Origin of the sequence: Oerskovia gallyi, from assembly GCF_014836745.1 — a bacterium.
In the GTDB taxonomy this organism is placed as follows: domain Bacteria; phylum Actinomycetota; class Actinomycetes; order Actinomycetales; family Cellulomonadaceae; genus Oerskovia; species Oerskovia paurometabola.
Genome location: NZ_JACSQE010000010.1, coordinates 1 through 3,552 on the forward strand (window position 1 = coordinate 1; position 3,552 = coordinate 3,552).

Genomic DNA, 3,552 nt, shown 5'->3' on the forward strand with positions numbered 1-3,552 from the left:
ACACTGTTGAGTTCTCAAGCAACCGACACGCACCGACTCCAACCCACCAGGGGCCTTCACTCGGGGCAACTTCTCTAACCTACCAGACCGGCTTCTTCGTTTCAAACCCGGCGAACCGGGTCAAACTCGGAGGTCGATCCCCGACGTCAGGCTCTGGAGGCACGAGGCGTCCAGATCAAGATGTCGGATTTCAGTCCGGGGCAACAGCCACTTCGCGGCGGCTCCGAAGAGCTTCGCAGTGGTGTCTGTCTCTCCCTGCCGGGCTGACTTCGAGAACATTACGGGGAGGTGAACGCTCCGGTCAACCCGGCCTCGCGTGACCCCGGTCACCGAACGGATCGGCGCCGCGCATCGCCGAACAGAGCACCCCCAGAGCATCGACCAGGTCACCGACCGGCGTCGCCGACGGCCCCCCGGTACCGCTCCCCCATCTCGCGGACCGCGGTGCGCAGCTCGGCCGGCCCGACGACCTCGAACGGGACGTCGAACATCCCGACCCACGCGGCCAGGCCGCGCCACGACCACGACCCCGCGACGAGCCGTGACCGGTCCGGTCCGAGGGCCTCGATCAGCCCCTGGTCCCCCACCCACGGCGCGAGGTCGTCCGCCCGGGCGTGCAGGACGACCTCGCCCTCGGCGGGCCACCGCGGACGGGAGAACTGGTGCGCGACGTACGCGGCGACGTCGGGCACGGTGCCCTGCCCGCGGGTGGTGCGCCGCCCTGCGCCCCCTCCCCGCACTCCGCCAGGGTGTCCACGGTCCGTCGGCACCGCCGGCAGGTCGCGCGGCGCGAACCTCGGCCCCGTGGGCGTCCGCGGGGTCATCCGGTCGACGCGGAACGTGCGCCAGTCCTGGCGCTCGAGGTCCCACGCGACGAGGTACCAGCGCCCGCCCCACGTCACGAGGTGGTGCGGCTCGGCGCGGCGCGGGGGCCGGAAGGCCGCGTCGCCCGAGCCGAGCAGCGGCGCGGACCCGCCGTCGTAGTCGAAGCGCAGCACCTCGCGCGCCCGCACGGCGCTGCCCACCGCGACCAGCACGGCCGGGTCGACGTCGGGCCGCGCGGCCTGCCCGGACGACCGCACCACGGTCACCTCGAGCGCGTCGATCCGCCCGCGCAGCCGCGCGGGCATGACCTGGCGGATCGTCGCGAGCGCTCGCTGCGCCGGCTCCTCGAGCCCACCCACCGGGGAGGTCTGGAGGGCGACCGCGACCGCGACGGCCTGCTCGTCGTCGAACAGCAGGGGCGGGAGGTCGGCGCCCGCGTCGAGGCGGTACCCGCCGTCGGGCCCCTTGGTCGCACGCACGGGGTAGCCGAGCTCGCGCAGGCGGTCGACGTCGCGCCGCACCGTGCGCGGGCTGACGCGCAGGCGCTCGGCGAGCGCCTCCCCCGGCCAGTCGCGGCGGGCCTGGAGCAGGGAGAGCAGGGCGAGGAGCCGGGCCGAGGTCTCGAGCATGCTCCCAGCGTCGCACGAGTAGCGGACAGAACCTGACCGCTACCCGCGACAGGGTGGAGTCATCACCCACTCCTGGAGGACACCGTGATCCACACCCGCTCCCTCACGAAGGACTTCGTCGTGAGCCGCCACGAGACCGTGCACGCCGTGCGCGGCATCTCGCTCGACATCGAGCCGGGCGAGCTCGTCGCCGTCCTGGGCCCCAACGGGGCCGGGAAGACCACGACCCTGCGCATGCTCACGACGCTCATCGCGCCCACCTCGGGCAGCGCGACCGTCGCGGGGTACGACGTCGTCGCGCACCCCGCGCAGGTCCGTCACCACATCGGGTACGTCGGGCAGGGCAACGCCGCGGGCCACAACCAGCGGGCCGTCGACGAGCTCGTGACGCAGGGCGTCGTGTACGGCCTCGACCGCCGGGCCGCCCGCCGCCGCGCCGACGAGCTGTTCGAGGCGCTCGACCTGACCGCGCTGCGCACGCGCAAGGTCGCGGACCTCTCGGGCGGGCAGCGTCGCCGCCTCGACGTCGCGATGGGCCTCGTCCACTCGCCGTCGCTGCTGTTCCTCGACGAGCCCTCGACCGGGCTCGACCCGCACAACCGCGCGAACCTGTGGGAGCACGTCCTGCGCATGCGGGCCGACGCGCTCGCCGCCACGGGCGACCCCATGACGATCGTCCTGACCACGCACTACCTCGACGAGGCCGACACCATGGCCGAGCGCGTCGTCGTCGTCGACCACGGCGAGGTCATCGCCGACGACACCGCGGAGGCGCTCAAGACGAACCTCGCCGGGGACCGCGTGGTCCTCGAGACCACGCCCGACGACGGCGCTCGCCTCGCGCAGCTCGTCTCGCGCGCGGACGGGGTCCGAGAGGTCGGGACGACCGACGGCACGGGCGTCACCCAGGTCTCGGCCCGCGCCGCGGACGGGCCCGCGCTCCTCCCGGCCCTGCTGCGCGCGGCCGACCACGCGGGCGTCGTCGTCGCCACGGCCCAGGTCCACCGCCCCACGCTCGACGACGTGTTCCTCGCGCTGACCGGCCGCAGCCTGCGCGAGTCGGGCGGAGCAGACAAGGCCAGCACCTCTGGCGGAGCAGACGAGGCCAGCGCCTCACCCACGGCACAGACCACCGAGAGCGTCGCGCTCTCCGGGAAGGACGCAGCATGAGCACCGTCGACACCACGACCACGACCGGCGGCGGTCCCGCTCCCACGCGCACGCAGCGCGGCTCCGGCTCTGCGTCGGGACGCCCTGGAGCCCGCCCCCGCGGCCGGCTCGCGAACCTGGGCCGCGACACCTGGATCGTCCTGGTCCGCGAGCTGCGCCCCCTGCTCCACGACCCGTTCTCGGTCGTGTTCGGCCTGGTGCAGCCGCTCGTCTTCCTCGCGCTGTTCGGCCCGCTGCTCGTCGGGACGCTCAGCGGGCAGGACGGCGGCGCGACCGGGACGCTGGGCGGCAGCGTCTGGCAGTGGTTCGTGCCGTCGATCCTCGTGATGACGACGCTGTTCGGCACGTCGACCACGGGAGCCAACCTCCAGCAGGAGCTCAACACCGGCGCGCACGAGCGCATGCTCGTCTCGCCGCTGTCCCGACCGTCGCTGCTCGTGGGACGCGCACTCAAGGAGATGGTCCCGATCGCGGCGCAGTCGGTCGTGGTCGTGCTCGTGATGCTGCCGTTCGGGTTCGAGCTCTTTCCCGTCGGCGCGGTCCTCGGGCTGGCGATGCTCGCGATCTTCGGCGTCGGGGTCGGGTCGCTCAGCTACGCGCTGGCCCTCGCGGTCCGCAAGCAGGAGTGGATGTTCTGGCTCGTGCAGCAGACGCTGCTCTTCCCGCTCATGATCCTGTCCGGGATGCTGCTGCCCCTCGAGACCGGCCCGTCGTGGATGCGGGCCGCGGCCCACCTCAACCCCCTGACCTACCTGGTCGACGCCGAGCGCGCACTCTTCGCGGGCGACCTGACCTCGTCGGCCGCCGCCTGGGGATGGGTCGCCGCGCTGGTGACCGCCGCCGTCGGGCTGGCCGTGGGGATCAGGACCATGGTGCGCAGCACGGACTGAGGCCCCCGAGGACGACGCAGGGGTGGCACGCCCACGGC

3 protein-coding genes are annotated in these 3,552 nt (G+C 73.5%); 2 read left to right on the plus strand and 1 reads right to left on the minus strand.

Annotated elements, in window-relative coordinates; translation table 11 throughout:
- Window positions 1-386: 386 nt before the first annotated feature.
- On the minus strand, window positions 387-1,454 hold the full coding sequence (locus H9640_RS12790) for a helix-turn-helix transcriptional regulator (RefSeq protein WP_191791101.1): 1,068 nt from the start codon (window positions 1,452-1,454) through the stop codon (window positions 387-389).
- Between the two features lie 84 nt (window positions 1,455-1,538).
- On the opposite strand from H9640_RS12790, the gene H9640_RS12795 reads away from it, so the two are divergent.
- Together H9640_RS12795 and H9640_RS12800 are read left to right on the plus strand one after the other, a co-directional pair.
- On the plus strand, window positions 1,539-2,624 hold the full coding sequence (locus H9640_RS12795) for an ATP-binding cassette domain-containing protein (RefSeq protein WP_191791102.1): 1,086 nt from the start codon (window positions 1,539-1,541) through the stop codon (window positions 2,622-2,624).
- A complete protein-coding gene (locus H9640_RS12800; protein WP_191791103.1) occupies window positions 2,621-3,514 on the plus strand; it encodes an ABC transporter permease in 894 nt (297 codons plus the stop codon). Before H9640_RS12795 ends, H9640_RS12800 begins: the two co-directional genes overlap by 4 nt.
- The last annotated feature ends 38 nt before the right edge of the window (window positions 3,515-3,552 follow it).